General features: G+C 32.2%; 13 protein-coding genes. 5 read left to right on the top strand and 8 right to left on the bottom strand.

Translation table 11 applies throughout. The features are described from left to right. Positions 1 to 5 precede the first annotated feature (5 nt). Positions 6 to 2204: a TonB-dependent receptor gene (locus ADIWIN_RS15755; RefSeq protein ID WP_020894514.1), complete on the top strand. Its 2199-nt coding sequence runs from the start codon at positions 6 to 8 to the stop codon at positions 2202 to 2204. Positions 2205 to 2295: 91 nt separating this feature from the next. Next, positions 2296 to 3027, top strand: coding sequence for an energy transducer TonB (locus ADIWIN_RS15750; protein WP_020894513.1), 732 nt, complete (start codon positions 2296 to 2298; stop codon positions 3025 to 3027). 135 nt (positions 3028 to 3162) lie between these two features. Here the strand turns inward: ADIWIN_RS15750 and ADIWIN_RS15745 are convergent, their stop codons facing one another. Continuing rightward, a complete protein-coding gene (locus ADIWIN_RS15745) occupies positions 3163 to 3690 on the bottom strand; it encodes a GNAT family N-acetyltransferase (protein ID WP_020894512.1) in 528 nt (175 codons plus the stop codon). Between the two features lie 155 nt (positions 3691 to 3845). On the opposite strand from ADIWIN_RS15745, the gene ADIWIN_RS15740 reads away from it, so the two are divergent. Then, complete coding sequence (locus ADIWIN_RS15740; protein WP_020894511.1) at positions 3846 to 4850, top strand: sugar kinase; 1005 nt, start codon at positions 3846 to 3848, stop codon at positions 4848 to 4850. Between the two features lie 98 nt (positions 4851 to 4948). Here the strand turns inward: ADIWIN_RS15740 and ADIWIN_RS15735 are convergent, their stop codons facing one another. Further along, positions 4949 to 5755, bottom strand: coding sequence for an AraC family transcriptional regulator (locus tag ADIWIN_RS15735; RefSeq protein ID WP_020894510.1), 807 nt, complete (start codon positions 5753 to 5755; stop codon positions 4949 to 4951). Between the two features lie 167 nt (positions 5756 to 5922). Between ADIWIN_RS15735 and scpC the strand changes: the two genes are divergently transcribed. After that, positions 5923 to 7443, top strand: a complete 1521-nt coding sequence (gene scpC / locus ADIWIN_RS15730) for a succinyl-CoA:acetate CoA-transferase ScpC (RefSeq protein WP_020894509.1) — start codon at positions 5923 to 5925, stop codon at positions 7441 to 7443. A gap of 50 nt (positions 7444 to 7493) precedes the next feature. Here scpC and ADIWIN_RS19750 read toward each other — a convergent pair whose 3' ends face one another. The 3 genes from ADIWIN_RS19750 to ADIWIN_RS15715 all read right to left on the bottom strand — a co-directional run bounded on the left by ADIWIN_RS19750 (position 7494) and on the right by ADIWIN_RS15715 (position 8663). After that, complete coding sequence (locus ADIWIN_RS19750) at positions 7494 to 7904, bottom strand: BLUF domain-containing protein (RefSeq protein WP_020894508.1); 411 nt, start codon at positions 7902 to 7904, stop codon at positions 7494 to 7496. Between the two features lie 215 nt (positions 7905 to 8119). Continuing rightward, positions 8120 to 8419, bottom strand: a complete 300-nt coding sequence (locus ADIWIN_RS15720; RefSeq protein WP_040757609.1) for a type II toxin-antitoxin system RelE/ParE family toxin — start codon at positions 8417 to 8419, stop codon at positions 8120 to 8122. Beyond that, on the bottom strand, positions 8412 to 8663 hold the full coding sequence (locus tag ADIWIN_RS15715; protein ID WP_020894507.1) for a type II toxin-antitoxin system ParD family antitoxin: 252 nt from the start codon (positions 8661 to 8663) through the stop codon (positions 8412 to 8414). The genes ADIWIN_RS15720 and ADIWIN_RS15715 overlap by 8 nt, the downstream gene beginning before the upstream one ends. Before the next feature lie 584 nt (positions 8664 to 9247). Between ADIWIN_RS15715 and ADIWIN_RS15710 the strand changes: the two genes are divergently transcribed. Further along, positions 9248 to 10192 (top strand): IS110 family RNA-guided transposase, encoded by a 945-nt coding sequence (locus tag ADIWIN_RS15710; protein ID WP_040757608.1) that lies wholly within the window; start codon positions 9248 to 9250, stop codon positions 10190 to 10192. Positions 10193 to 10243: 51 nt separating this feature from the next. Here the strand turns inward: ADIWIN_RS15710 and ADIWIN_RS15705 are convergent, their stop codons facing one another. The 3 genes from ADIWIN_RS15705 to ADIWIN_RS15695 all read right to left on the bottom strand — a co-directional run bounded on the left by ADIWIN_RS15705 (position 10244) and on the right by ADIWIN_RS15695 (position 13094). After that, positions 10244 to 10681, bottom strand: coding sequence for a hypothetical protein (locus ADIWIN_RS15705; RefSeq protein ID WP_152487280.1), 438 nt, complete (start codon positions 10679 to 10681; stop codon positions 10244 to 10246). Positions 10682 to 10837: 156 nt separating this feature from the next. Continuing rightward, positions 10838 to 11446: a DUF6705 family protein gene (locus ADIWIN_RS15700; protein ID WP_020894504.1), complete on the bottom strand. Its 609-nt coding sequence runs from the start codon at positions 11444 to 11446 to the stop codon at positions 10838 to 10840. Between the two features lies 1 nt (position 11447). Then, positions 11448 to 13094: a hypothetical protein gene (locus tag ADIWIN_RS15695; protein ID WP_020894503.1), complete on the bottom strand. Its 1647-nt coding sequence runs from the start codon at positions 13092 to 13094 to the stop codon at positions 11448 to 11450. Positions 13095 to 13159 lie beyond the last annotated feature (65 nt).

Genomic DNA, 13159 nt, shown 5'->3' with positions numbered 1-13159 from the left:
ACATCATGAAATCAGAGATTCACGAACACAAAAAGAAGAATAGAAATATTGTGAGTAAAACTCTAATCACAATCATCACGGTCTTTATAAGTACAATTGCTTTTACACAAACTACTATTGCAGGAAAAATTACAGATACTAAAGGGGAGGTTATTATTGGTGCCAATGTGTATTTAGAGGGCACTTATGATGGAGCTACTTCAGATGACCATGGAAAATTCGCTTTTTCAACAGCTGAAACAGGAACACAAAACTTAATCATTTCCTTTTTGTCTTTTGAAACTAAAACGATTGTAGAGGATGTTTCAAAACTGCAGAACCTTCAAATAAAATTGCGAGAAGATGTAGAATCTTTAGATGCTGTAATTATCAGCGCAGGTACATTTGAGGCGAGTGATAACTCTAAGGTTTCTGTTTTAAAACCTTTAGATGTGGTTACTACGGCAAGTGCTTTAGGTGATTATGTAGGCGCGTTACAGACTTTGCCAGGAACGTCAAATGTAGCAGAAGATGGACGTTTATTTGTGCGCGGAGGTAATGCAGATGAAACACAAATCTTTATCGATGGTATTCGTGTTTTTACTCCCTACACACCAACGACTAATAACATTCCGACGCGCGGACGGTACTCTCCATTTTTATTTGATGGTATTACGTTTTCTACTGGAGGTTATTCTTCCGAATTCGGACAAGCATTATCGAGTATACTGCTTTTAAATACTATTGACGAATCAGACCAAGAGAAAACTGATATTGGTATTATGAGTGTCGGCGCTAGTTTAGGAAATACACAGAAATGGAAAAAATCGTCCTTAAGTTTTAACGCCAACTATATTAATTTGGCACCTTATCTAGCAATTTTTGAAGATAAAAACGAATGGAAAACTCCTTTCGTTGGTGCGCAAGGTGAAATTGTTTTTAGACAAAAATTGAATAATGGCATGTTGAAATTTTATGCCGCTTTTGATGCTACAAAATTTGAATTGAATCAAGAAGATATCAATTATGAAGATGGTATTGATTTTAAGTTGAATAACAATAATTTCTATCTCAACACATCTTACAAAGGTGGTTTAGGAAGCAATTGGACTTTAACTTCAGGTGTGAGTTATACCTATGCTAAAAATAATATAGGTGTTCAAACCAGTCAGATTAATGATACTGAAAATTCAGCACATGTAAAGTTGAAATTAAAAAAACGATTCAATAGCAGACTCAAGTTAAGTTTTGGAGTCGAACAATTTGTAACCGATTTTGATGAGAATTATAAAGAAGATACTATTAATGAAACCTATGGTTTTAATAATAATATAACTGCAGTATTTGCAGAAGCAGATGTCCTTTTTTCTAAAGATTTGGCATTAAAATTTGGAGTGAGAGCAGACCATAGTTCAATATTTAATGCAACAGATATCGCACCAAGAGCTGCATTAGCTTATAAAAATTCTAAAAATGGACAGTTTTCTTTGGCTTATGGCAACTTTTTTCAAAACCCAAATAGTACTATTTTAAAATTTGAACACGATTTAAAAGCGCAAAAAACATCACATTATATAGTTAATTATCAATATGTAAATGATGGAAAAATATTTAGAGCCGAAGCGTATAGAAAAGATTATGATAACCTGATAAAGTTTGATGGTGAGTTTGAAACCTTTGGGACTAATTTTGAATCTACAGGTGATGGTTATGCGCAAGGCCTCGATTTATTTTGGCGAGATAACACAAGTATTAAAAACATAGATTATTGGATCAGTTATTCCTATTTAGATACCGAACGCGATTATAGAAATTATACAAGTGCTGTACAGCCAAGTTATGCGACCAATCATAATGTTTCTATTGTTGGAAAGTACTGGATAGAAAGCTGGAAAAGTCAAGTTGGATTTGATTATGGGTTTTCTTCTGGTCGTCCATATACCAATCCAAATACAAATGACTTTCTAAATGAACGCACAAAACCATTTAGTAATCTGAGTTTAAACTGGGCTTATTTGTTAGATAAACAAAAGATTCTTTATGTCTCTGTAAATAATGTGTTGGGTATTAAAAATGTAAATGGCTATCAGTACGCAGACACTCCAAACTTAAATGGCCAATTTAATAGAAGAGCATTAACTCCTGCTGCAGATCAATTCTTCTTTATTGGATTCTTTTGGACAATTAGTGAGAACGGAAATGATAATCAATTAGATAACTTATAAATCTTAAGACGTTGATAATAAGGTAAACATGATATAAGTCATAATTTCTAAGCTTTATGATACCTACTTTTATATAACAAAATTAAACGTCATGGAACTCAAAAAAAACCCAAAAGCAAATGTAGGTCGAAACAGCAGTTTATTTTTTGCTGTTGGCTTAAACGTAATGTTACTCCTAACGTATTTAGGATTAGAACATAAGACTTACGATAAAGAAGCCGTTAAAATTGACGTCTTAATGTTAGAGGCTCAATTTGATGAAGATATTCCGATCACAGTAATCAATATGTTGCCACCACCTCCTCCTCCGCAACAACAAGTAGTCACTGAAGTTATTACAATTGTAGAAGATGTTGAAGATGTTGAAGAAAGTGTTATACAAAGCACAGAGATAGGGCAAGACGATACTATTGATGAGCGTGAAGTTGGTATTGAAGACGTCGCTGTAGAAGAAGTAGAAGAAGATATTGAAGTGCCTTTTGCATTGATTGAAAAGGTGCCGCAATTCCCAGGTTGTACAGGAAACAATAAAGAATTAAGAGCGTGTTTTGAGCGAAAAATTCAAGAACATCTGCAAAAACACTTTAGATACCCCGAAGCGGCTGCAGAACTTAATATTGATGGTAAGGTGTATGTGTTCTTTTTAATTGATAAAAATGGAAATGTTACTAAAGTTAAGAGTAGAGGACCAGACCAACTTTTAGAAACAGAAGCAGAACGTATCATTAATTTATTACCAAAAATGGAACCAGGAAGACAACGTGATATGAATGTAAGTGTACCTTACAGTATTCCGATTAACTTTAAATTGCAACAACAATAATAAACCGCTTAAACAATACTAATACGAAGTTTAATTTGATTGAAGTGTCATTATGAGACTAGTGAGAAATACTAATAATTAAGTTTAAAATGTATTTCTAGTCTGCTCATAATGGCATTTTTTGCTCATTATATTTTATAGATATGGGTTTTTTATAATGTACCAATTTAATACCTCAGTGTTATATTCAAACGTACTGGTAAGATGCATCCCTATTTTTTTTAAAATGACGTTAGATGCATTATTATTTATATTTGCAACAGCACCAATTTCTGCAAGTTTTAACGTTTTAAAGCCGTATTCTAAGGAAGAAATAGCGGCTTCCGTTGCATACCCTTTTCCCCAATATTGTTCTTTAATTCTGGATCCTAAATCATAATAATTGAATTGAGTTCTGTAATCTTTCTCATATTTTAAACCAGACCAACCTACAAAATGGTTTGTTGATTTCTCTATAATGGCTAAACGGCCTACTCCATGAGTTTTATACTGTTGCAAGATTTTGTTAATCATGGAATGGGATTCTTCAATTTTTACAACAGGTTCATTTCCAAGAAAGAGATGGACTTCTGGGTTAGAGTCTAATTCATAAAAATCTAGTGTGTCAGCTTCTGTGATTGATCTTAAAATGAGACGCTTAGTTTCAATCGGAATGAAATCCATTTAAAATATTTAATTTCTGTGTGTAAAATTTTTTACAATGTATAATATTAATTCATTCAAATAAGTTTTAGTCCGTATCTTTTATCACAAAATAATTTTTAGCCATATCTTTAGTAAATTAAAAGATTTATTTGAGAACGTCAAAACATACTAATATGAATCAGATTATTACATTCGGGGAAGTTTTAATGCGTATTTCACCAAGAGGTAACAAAAAGTTTATGCAATCTAATATCGCTGAATTCTATTTTGGTGGTACAGAATTAAATGTTGGTATTTCTATAGCAAATTTTGGTGGTAAAGTGAAACATATAGGTGTTGTTTCCGATGATTTTATTGGAGATACAGCTTTAGCATACATTAGAAAATTTGGTGTAAGTACCTCCTCAATAGAATATTCAAAACGACCATTAGGAGTCTATTTTTTAGAAGTAGGTGCCGTAATGCGTCCTAGTAAAATTTCCTATAATAGATCTCATTCTTCTTTTTCGGAAATAGTTCCTTCGATGGTAGATTGGGAAAAGGCGTTAAAAAAAGCGAATTGGATGCACTGGACTGGTATTACTCCAGCATTAACGCAAGGTGCCTTTGATACTTTAAAAGAAGGCCTTGTTTTAGCTAAAGAAATGGGAATCACCGTTTCTGCGGATCCAACATACCGTAATGGTTTATGGCAATATGGAAAAGATGCTAAATCGTCTTTAATAGAATTACTGCACTATTCTAATATTTTTATTGGTGGTATTAATGAAATTAATGAAGTTTTAGATACGGATTATAGCTATTCAAATGAAGATTTTTTAAAAGCGAGTAAACAATTGATGGAAACTTTCCCATCTATTGAAAAGGTGTTCGATAAAATAAGAACTTCTTTAAATTCATCATGGCATCGCATTAGAGCAAGAATGTGGAATGGTGTTGAATTTAAAGAATCTGAAGATTTAGATATTACTCATGTTATAGATAGAATTGGCACAGGTGATGCTTTCGCCGCAGGTTTAATTCACGGTTTACAACAATACGATGATTTTAAAGCCATGCAATTTGCAAGTGCGGCTTGTGCATTAAAACATACGTATGAAGGTGATGTTAATTATGCTAATGCAGACGATGTTATATCTATTTTAGAGGGGAACGTTTCTGGGCGTTTTCAGCGTTAAAAACGATCTAAAACCTAATTTAAAATGTTGATAGAATAAGAATACTTCTTAGTTAACTCAATAAGAGAACGTATAAGAATTAATAGGATTTATTTAGATTAAGCATCTAAATAAATTTCATTCGATTTTCTGTATTCTGAAGGCCGTTTCCCCATTACGTTACTAAATGTATTGCTAAAAGTAGGTAAACTACTATAGCCCACCATATGGGCAATTTCAGATATATTATAATCGGAGTTCATTAAATATTCTAAAGACTTAAATATGCGTAATTGCGTATAATATTTAATAAAAGACATGCCCACATCTTTCTTAAAAAGTCGGTATAGGGATTTATCTGTCATGCTAAATTTTGAAGCCAATTGTGGCAATAAATGTTCTTGGTGTATTTCATCTTTAAGATAATTCGTAATATTAATTAATCGGTTGTCAGTAGGGTGAGGCAGTTCTAAATGCAGGGATTTTGAAACTGTTTGCTCTAAAAGCACCTTAAATGAACTGACAATGAGATGCTTGTTTTTTTGCGATTTTAAAATATCACCATTCCAAGTTTTTGTAAAAAGTAACATTTCCATAAGTAAGTTATTTATAGGGTAAATACCTTCTTTACTATAAAATACTGAGGAGATAGATGATACTGGGAAATAAAGATTTCGCATTACAACTTTTGGAGAGCTAGGATAGATGGAGTGTCTTACCCCAGACGGAATCCACATATAATGGCGTGCTGGTAGATAATACATTCTAGTATTGGTTTTTATATGAACCACACCACCTTCAACATATATAAATTGGCCTTTATCGTGACTATGCGTTTCTATGAATTTTTCTCCCATTAAGTTATGGTAGCAAAATATGCTTTGTGGATTCTTATCAACTTCGGTTAAATAATACTTAGAATTCATAATATATCTAAACAGGAACTTATTTGCACTAAATTAATAAAATATTGTCTTTTTTCAATAAATAGACAATAAATATCTTCTATAAATTGCAACTTCGTTTTATTAAAAACATAATAAAATGAGCGATAAGAATATAAAAGGTAATTTTTTTAGCAAAATTTTGTAAAATGATCAATAATAAACAAAGAATAAAATATTCCCCTTATTTAGATAAAATTCAAACTCCAGAACAGGCGGCTTTATTGATAAAAAATAAAGATGTGTTAGGTGTTAGTGGTTTTACCAAGGCAGGTGATAGTAAAACAGTGCTCCCTCAATTTGCAAAAAGAGCATTGCACGAGGATTTAAAAGTTACTGTATTAAGTGGAGCTTCTTTGGGGTATGATACAGATGCAGATTTAGCTAAAAATGGAGCCTTATACAAAAGAATGCCGTTTCAGGCAGATCCTACATTGCGAAAAAGTATTAATAGTCATGAGGTGCTTTATGTCGACCAACATTTGGGTCAAACAGCAGATATGCTTCAAAAGATTGATAAATTTAAAATTGATATCGCTATTATTGAAGCCGTGTCTATTACAGAAGACGGTTATATTGTACCTACGACTTCGGTTGGGAATTCTCCCATTTTTGCAGATAATGCAGATCAGATTATCATTGAAATTAATACGACGTTCCCAGAGAGTCTTGCCGGTATTCATGATGTGAAGCTATTGAAAAAGCAACCGAATCGTGAGGTTATTCCTGTATTAAATTCCGATAAAAGAATAGGAGATCCTTATATAAAAATTGATCCAAATAAAGTGGCAGCTATTGTTTTTACAGAAGTGCCAGATAGTCCTGCTGTAATCGCTGACCCCGATGAAAAAACGAAGGCTATCTCTCATCATATTCTTAAGTTTCTCGAAAATGAAGTAGAAGCGGGGAGACTCACAGAATCATTGCTGCCTCTACAGGCAGGTATTGGTAAGACGGCTAATGCTATCCTATCGGGTTTTACTGATAGTAAGTTTAAAAATCTCACAATGTATTCTGAAGTACTTCAAGATAGTACATTCGAGCTTTTTGATTCTGGTAAATTGTTATTCGCGTCAGCTTCATCAATTACGGTAACCGAATCGTGCTCAAATAAGATCTTCAGTAATTTTGAAAAATATAAAGAAAAATTACTATTACGACCACAGAATATTAGTAATGCAGCTGAAGTTATTAGTCGTTTGGGGGTAATTGGGATTAATACAGCGATTGAAGTAGATATATACGGAAATGTAAATTCTACACATATCGCTGGTACTAAAATGATGAATGGCATTGGAGGTTCTGGTGATTTTGCAAGAAATGGTTACCTAAGTATTTTTGCTTGCCCTTCGATCTCTAAAGAAGGTCGTATATCTCATGTTGTTCCTATGGTCTCTCATACGGACCATACAGAGCACGACGTTGATATTTTAGTAACTGAACAAGGGTTAGCAGATATTAGAGGTTTGGCACCTGTTGAAAGAGCGCGAGTTATTATTGAAAATTGTGTACATCCAGAATATAAATATCAATTGTTAGCCTATTTTGAAGAGGCTTATGCGTTAGGCGGACAAACTCCACATATTCTCGAAAAAGCCTTTAGCTGGCACACACAATTAAAAAATAATGGAACTATGAAAGTTGAAGAACTTGTTGATAATTTACATTAATACGAAAGTTAGGTAGAATGTAGTAAATCAAACCCATTGAATGGTTTGATTTATTTGTCACTTAAAATTCTTCTTACAGAGGTCCAAAAACTTAATAATGAGGCTTTAGATTTATCCGAAAGCATAGAAAGTAGTAATAAGTTGTTAATGTATTCTTTGATACTTTCACTATTAGGTTTGTGGTAAGCCATGTTCCATTCTGAAAAACATCGGTCTTCGACATTGTTTTCCCAAAGTAAAGTTATTGTATGATGGCGTTGATCGTTTTTAATTTTTTCAAAAACTTGTAGGACATCGTTTTTATGTCCTTCAAGGATTTGAACGAAACTTTTATTATGGTAAATAAGACAGCCTGTAATATTTCTTTCCGAGTTTACAATATTGGCTTTCGCAAGGATATTGTCTAAATCTTCAAGTTCTAGCCCTAATTTTGATTTAGAATGGTAATTTAATTGATACATGTTCTTGAAATTAACTTAATTAGACATGATGATATGTTTAATAAGTTGGGGATAAAGTTAATAAATATAAACGGACTGGTAGTAAACTATTAAAACAGGCTTTTGCTATAGCCAAATTGGGATTAATATATTATGGAAATTATAAAAGTGCTTTTGTAAAAAATTAATGAGTTTTTACTTGTTTTTTGCTATAGTACTTTGTTGTGGTGTCGTTTTTATTCAGCTATTCGCTTCTTTAAATACATTCTTTCGTGCAATATTCTCGTTATTTCAACATAATTTTCGTTCAAAGTTCTGTAGAATATTATATGTCGATTTGTATTCATTCCGAGAAGTTGCTTTGATATTCCATCGTAGAATTTCCCTATGTCTGGGTTTTCTGCAATTTCTTGACAATTAGAAATCAGATCAGCGTAATATTTATCAGCTTGTTTTTCCGACCAAATCTCAAATGTATAATCCCAAATCTTTGATAAATCCTCAACAGCTTTATTGGTCAACTTATATTCAGCCATTTGAGTGCTTTTTCGCTTTTAGAGATTCAAGATGTTTTTTTTGGTCAAAGTCGTGAGCTATTCCACTGTCAATTCCTTCTTGAATTGCTTTTTTCAATGCAATGACTTTACTTTCTTCTTCTTCTAAAAGTCTTAATCCTGCACGAATAACTTCGCTAACGTTTTTAAATCTTCCTTCGCTTATGCTACTTTGCACAAATTGGTCGAAATAATTTCCGAGTGATATTGATGTGTTTTTATTCATTTGATTACTAATTTAAATCAAATATACCAAAAATTGGTATAATTACCAAATTCCCCAATTTGCACACAACGAGTTTCTTTAGTTTTATTAAATATCTTTAACTAGAAAAAGAGGAGAACTATAACGTGTTTTAGATTAGAGATCCCTTACACGTACGAGTCCTGTCTTTCTATAGAGTTGCGTGTATGATTAGTGGCGTGGTTAAGCACCTAATTTAGCAAATAAATCACAGATAGAATATTCCGCAAGAATATTCGCAAGTAGGGAAGAACAAAGCAATTAATTATACACGGCTTAAGTTTACAATTCATTAAATTTAAGGATAAATTAGAAAGAACAAAAGAGAGGAGTAAGGTTAATATACACGCAGAAGCATTAGACTTCGTCAACATTGAAAATCCCCTCTCTTTTCTACACAGATTTCGTACAGTTCTATGAGGCTTTTAGACCTCGATTTTAAGTCGTTGAAACTCGCGTAGATTGTCCTTTCAAAAAAACATTTACTTATGAATAAAGATATTAAATATTTTGAACTGCGAAGCACATCATGAATTCCTATTAATAAAATAATAAAAGATGAATAAATTGACATCAGCCAAAAGGTTTTTGATGTTACAGATTCTGATGGTCATTACTATCAGTTTAAAAACAATGAATTTGGCTTTAAAAAGTTTACGAAACTTTTAAATAATAAGAGCCATTGCGTTATGGAAGCCACAGGCTATTATCATTATCAGTTAGCGTATCATTTGCTAGAATCGGGTATAAAAGTATCGGTTGAAAATCCATTGTCAGTAAAACGCTTTATACAGATGGGACTATCAAAAGTTAAGACAGATAAGAGCGATTCAAAACTTATTTGTGCTTACGCAGAGCAAGTAGAATTAAAGCTATGGAAAGGAAATTCTAAGGAAGAAATAGAATGTCTTCAAATCGTCAGAACCCTTTCTGTATATACAAAACAAAGCACTATGCTAAAAAACAAACTACATGGAGAAGCGGTTTTGGGAAATCCAAGTAAGCTTGTTGTTACGTCTTTAAAACGTAGTTTAAGACAACTAACAAAAGAGATGAAAACTTTGGAGGATAAGCTGTTAATATTAGTAAAACAATCACATCAAGAATTATTTACCCGTTTAAAAACCATTCCAGGTATAGGACCAAAAACAGCAATTATGTTAGTGGTATTAACAGGTGGATTTGATCGTTTTACGAGCGCAAGTGAACTTTGTAGTTACGCTGGCCTTACACCTATGATCCGGCAAAGTGGAAGTAGTGTAAAAGGGCGGCCACGAATAAGTAAAATGGGAAATCAAAAGCTTCGGAGTTTATTATTTATGTGCAGTTTTAATGCGTGTAAATATAACAAAGCTTGCCGGGAACTTTATGAGCGAATAGTAGCGAAAGGAAAGAGCAAAAAATTAGCATTAATTGCCGTGTGTAATAAACTACTAAAACAGGCTTTTGCACTAGCTAAATCAGGGTTAATATATGATGGAAACTATAAAAGTACTTTAGTGAAAAATTAATACATTTTTACTTGTTTTTTACCACAGTATTTTGTTGTAGCCAGTTTTTATTCAAAATTTTTCTTTCATAATTATACTAAAAATAGAGTCGCACTCTCTGCTTGGTTTTACTTTAAGTTTGGTCATTCCACTTTTAAAAATATATTCGTAATTATTTGGTCCGATGCAAGAGCTTCTATATTGTTTTTCAGGATTATTAGTTTCCACAGATTTCATAAAAAACTCATTCAATAATTTTCTATCATCTCTAATTGTAACAAATGTTTGATAGTCAGTTCCTTTGTCAATAATAATTAAAGATTCAAAATCATTTTTTTTAACAAAAAGATTATATTCAGAATATCCAGGTAAACCTCCGTAAACATTTACTTGTATTTCTATATTTTCCGAGTTCAAAATAACGTTCAATTTATCCTCATTCGTTTTGTTGCAAGAAGCAAAAGTCAGAACGACAATTGTCAAAATCAAGATGTTTATTATTTTATTCACGATTTTTCTCAAATTGGCTACAACGTCTCCCTATATGAGAAGTAGCAGATAAAAATTAGTTAATTTTCAGATTTAAACAAAATAAGCAGAAAAGAACATAACTTTGGGTTTAGCTCTTAACTGCTATTTTTTATATACATTGTTGTGGTTAGTTTTTTATTGTTTAATTAAAACCATATTCATTGGCATTTGATATACATTCATATGCTCTCCTGTAGCTATTCTCTTTTTTTGACTAGCTTTATTTGTCCAGATTAATTGAGCTGGATTACCAAGGAAAAACTGATATTCTAATTTTAAACTAGAGGATAAAACATATTGTTCTATATTAGGTTCTGCAATAGCACCAACATACATATTAGAGTTTGGTTCTGTATAAACAAATTCATCATTTTCAAAGCCTTCTTCGTAACTTCTAAATCCAGAAGCTATAAAACAATCTTCACAAGATGTCGTATAAGTATTGTATTGTTCTATACCATTAATACTTAATTTAAACTGAGCTGAAAGTTCGTCAGCATAATTGTCAAAAATTCTTTCTTGATTTATTACTTTAGAAAAGGTTATTTCGAAAACTGTATTTGTTAGTGTGTTTTCGTATTTCCAAGTACCAACAAATTTATCAAGCACGTTATTAACGTCTTTAAAATAGACTCCCCTTACGGTAATATTTTCTTGATTTCCCTCTGATTCAACAGGTTTAATGGTTTGTCCAAATCCTATTAGACAAAATAAAAGTAGTATGTTTAAAATATATAGTTTCATTTTATTGTTGTGTTTTAAGTTTACAAAATTTAGTTATGTTTCCGTTAGCATCATATTCGGCTTTTAATACATCTAAGTCAGGAAAATTTTCGGTTAAGAAGCTGTTAAATGCTTTTTCGTGTTCATTAAATGCATCCCATCTTAAAGGTTTAATTAATTCTTCTACTTTATCCCGAATATCATCACGATTATCGTCGTTTGTATAATCTAAAGTATTATTTACGATATTTTGGGCATTATTGGCTCTTAAGATGTAAGTACGTCCACTATTACCTTTAGAGATAACAAAATTGGTGACTTGGTTTGCTGCATTAGGATTAGTAGCATAAACTTTTTTAATCATATTTATATGCTCTGCAATATCTGTACCACTAGGTACTTGGCGTATAGGTTCGCCATCAATATCAGCAAAAGGATGGAAATGTGCACCTACTAATGTATTGTTTTGTAAATCAGGGAAGTCTAGACTATTTCCATCAGAATCAATTGCTAATTGCTCATTAAAATTAGCATCGTTATAGGTTGAAGGGGCATTTATATTAGAACCTGTGTATATAAAGCGTTTACCATCTTCTTCTGTAGCAAAACCCATATTAAATTTTAAACGGTTAAGCTCAGCTTTTATTTCAGGTGTATTTACAATTTCTGAGAGTCCTGAGATTTCATTTTCACAATCAGGTTCATTATCATCATTTCCACGAATAATAACAGCAGTCATATCTCCATTGCAATTACCATTTGCATCTGTTTGTAAACAATCTGTATTTTCACCTTGATTGCCATCATTAGAATTATCATTATTGTCATTCGAGTTAGGATTTGAGCCAGTTGAACCATCATTATTTCCACCTCCAAGATTAATGTAAGGATTACCATAATCATCATATAATGGTCCTGTTGGGTCAGTAGGGTTAAATGCGCCACCACCACTTTTGGGACATTCTGTAAAACTGGAAATAGTGTATGGCTCTGCAACAAAGTTGGCTGCGCATTGAAAACCACCATTATTACCAGTTTCTCTATCTTCTGCTGAATGTTCTCCGTCAAAAGTACATCTTGGTGTAATGGTAATCCATTCATGGCAGATGCCATTATCACCAATACGAGCAAACAATGAGCTTGCCCATTCTTGGTCTTGTAACGTTGAAAAAGTTGTTTTATCTGATAAATCTATATTCTCGTTATTTTGTATTTGTAGCTTTTCATCTTCCGTGAGGTCATAAGTAACTAGATACGCCTTATACGTTCCGTCAATTTGTAGGCTCAATAATAGATTTTCTACTAGTCCGTTATCTTCTATTCTAGTAATTGGAAATGTATAAGAATGATATGCACCATATTCTATATAGTTTGAGATGTCAGTATCTATGGTAAAATCGAGTTCAGCGTTATAGACTTCTCTTGCTTGGTAATCTAAATCATTAAGGTTACTTTTAGATTTAAACGAACTGAGTTTTTCCGAGAGTTCTTTGTTTTGAGAAACAGGTGGATTTGTTATTCTTTGAAGTTTGAATTTGGTGTTGTTACTTAATACAGGAACTTGGTTATTGCCAATAGTGTCATCTTTATCACAACTTATAGTTGTAATAAGAACTCCAAATAGCAGAATTCCGAGTTTCAAATAGTTTTTCAGTCGGTGTTTTTTCATGGTACAAAATCGTTTTAAAGTTAATAATAAAGTTTGTTGGTTTGGTCAAAATTAACCACAACGGT

The sequence above is a fragment of the Winogradskyella psychrotolerans RS-3 genome (assembly GCF_000427335.1).
Classification (GTDB): Bacteria; Bacteroidota; Bacteroidia; order Flavobacteriales; family Flavobacteriaceae; genus Winogradskyella; species Winogradskyella psychrotolerans.
This window is presented reverse-complemented; position numbering and strand designations above follow the sequence as displayed.

Excerpts from the sequence above, each read along its gene's own strand:
- ADIWIN_RS15745 (WP_020894512.1), bottom strand. The coding sequence starts at position 3,690 with ATGGATTTCATTCCGATTGAAACTAAGCGTCTCATTTTAAGATCAATC.
- ADIWIN_RS15735 (WP_020894510.1), bottom strand. The coding sequence starts at position 5,755 with ATGAATTCTAAGTATTATTTAACCGAAGTTGATAAGAATCCACAAAGC.
- ADIWIN_RS15740 (WP_020894511.1), top strand. The coding sequence starts at position 3,846 with ATGAATCAGATTATTACATTCGGGGAAGTTTTAATGCGTATTTCACCA.
- ADIWIN_RS15755 (WP_020894514.1), top strand. The coding sequence starts at position 6 with ATGAAATCAGAGATTCACGAACACAAAAAGAAGAATAGAAATATTGTG.
- ADIWIN_RS15715 (WP_020894507.1), bottom strand. The coding sequence starts at position 8,663 with ATGAATAAAAACACATCAATATCACTCGGAAATTATTTCGACCAATTT.
- ADIWIN_RS15700 (WP_020894504.1), bottom strand. The coding sequence starts at position 11,446 with ATGAAACTATATATTTTAAACATACTACTTTTATTTTGTCTAATAGGA.
- ADIWIN_RS15695 (WP_020894503.1), bottom strand. The coding sequence starts at position 13,094 with ATGAAAAAACACCGACTGAAAAACTATTTGAAACTCGGAATTCTGCTA.
- ADIWIN_RS19750 (WP_020894508.1), bottom strand. The coding sequence starts at position 7,904 with ATGTATCAATTAAATTACCATTCTAAATCAAAATTAGGGCTAGAACTT.
- ADIWIN_RS15720 (WP_040757609.1), bottom strand. The coding sequence starts at position 8,419 with ATGGCTGAATATAAGTTGACCAATAAAGCTGTTGAGGATTTATCAAAG.
- ADIWIN_RS15750 (WP_020894513.1), top strand. The coding sequence starts at position 2,296 with ATGGAACTCAAAAAAAACCCAAAAGCAAATGTAGGTCGAAACAGCAGT.
- scpC (WP_020894509.1), top strand. The coding sequence starts at position 5,923 with ATGATCAATAATAAACAAAGAATAAAATATTCCCCTTATTTAGATAAA.